Origin of the sequence: Herbaspirillum frisingense GSF30 (assembly GCF_000300975.2) — a bacterium.
Lineage (GTDB): Bacteria > Pseudomonadota > Gammaproteobacteria > Burkholderiales > Burkholderiaceae_D > Herbaspirillum > Herbaspirillum frisingense.
This window is the reverse complement of record NZ_AEEC02000083.1, coordinates 1-1382: the sequence shown is the minus strand read 5'-3', so window position 1 is coordinate 1382 and position 1382 is coordinate 1. Positions and strand designations below refer to the sequence as shown.

2 protein-coding genes are annotated in these 1382 nt (G+C 68.7%); both read left to right on the top strand.

All coding sequences use genetic code 11. The annotated features are described in order from the left end of the window. Positions 1-817, top strand: an 817-nt coding sequence (locus HFRIS_RS24400; protein WP_006465702.1) for a thiamine pyrophosphate-dependent enzyme, incomplete at its 5' end; no start/stop codon positions are given. An 82-nt stretch (positions 818-899) separates the two neighbouring features. Further along, positions 900-1382: aldehyde dehydrogenase family protein (locus tag HFRIS_RS24395; RefSeq protein ID WP_006465701.1), on the top strand; the 483-nt coding region annotated here is incomplete at its 3' end.

The following is a 1382-nucleotide window of genomic DNA, read 5'->3' as shown; positions in this document are numbered from 1 at the left end:
GAAGATCGTGCAGCTGCTGGAGGGCCACGATCTGGTCTTCGTGGCGGGGGCACCGGCTTTCACCTATCACGTCGAAGGCAGCGGCCCGCACCTGCCGCCTGGGGCGACGCTGTACCAGCTCATCGATGATCCGATGACCGCGTCCTGGACCCCGCAAGGCAGCGCCATCGTCGGCAATATCCGGCTGGGCCTGCAAGACCTGCTGGCGCAGATGGCGCAGCACCCGCCCGCGACCCGTCTGCAGCCGGCCCGGCGTGAACCGCGCACGCGCGCCGCTCCGGAGACGCCGATGTCCGCCGCCTTTGCGATGCAGACCCTGGCCGACGTGCGCGCTGCGGAGGACATCGTGGTCGAGGAAGCCCCCGGCTCGCGGCCGACCATGCAAGCCTACTTGCCCTTCACCCGCCCCGGCAGCTTCTACACCATGGCCAGCGGTGGCCTGGGCTATGGGATGCCGGCGGCAGTGGGTGTGGCGCTGGCACGGCCGCACCAGCGCGTGATCGGGCTCATCGGCGATGGCTCGGCGATGTACTCGCCGCAAGCCATCTACAGCGCGGTACAACTGGGCCTACCCATTACCTTCGTGATCATCAACAATGGCCGCTACGCCGCGCTGCAGGACTTCGCACCGGCCTTCGGCTTCGGCGCCGACGATGTGGTCCAGGGCACCGACCTGCCTGGACTGGATTTCGTCGCGTTGGCCCAGTCCATGGGATGCCAGGGCGTGCGCGTGAGCGATCCTGCCGAACTGGCCGGCGCGCTGCAAGCGGCCTTGTCTGCCAACGCACCGCGCCTGGTGGAAGTGCTGGTGCGATGAGCTGTCTGCCTTGCTGCGCCAAGATGGCGCTGAACCGAACATCGTGAACTGAACCCCGAGATAAAGACAACAGGAGGAGACCATGCAGGAAGTCAACATGCTCATCAACGGCCAGCGCTGTTTCGCTGCGGATGCTGCCTACTTCGAGCGGCGCAATCCGCTCGACCACAGCGTGGCCTCGCGCGCACCAGCGGCCACCGTGGCCGACGCCCACGCGGCGGTGCAGGCAGCGGCCGACGCCTTTCCCGCCTGGGCAGCCATGGGCCCGGGCGAGCGCCGCAGCTTGCTCACCCGCGCGGCCGATGCGTTGCAGGCCCGCGCCGAGGCGTTTGCAGACGCCATGGCCGCCGAAACCGGGGCCTCGCACCACTGGGCTGCCTTCAACGTGCATCTGGCCGCCGACGGCTTGCGCGAAGCCGCGGCCATGACGACCCAGATTGCCGGTGAGATCATCCCCTCGGACGTCCCCGGCAACCTTGCCATGGGTCTGCGCCAGGCCGCTGGCGTGGTGCTGGGCATCGCTCCCTGGAACGCGCCGGTGATCCTGGGCGTACGTGCGATCGCC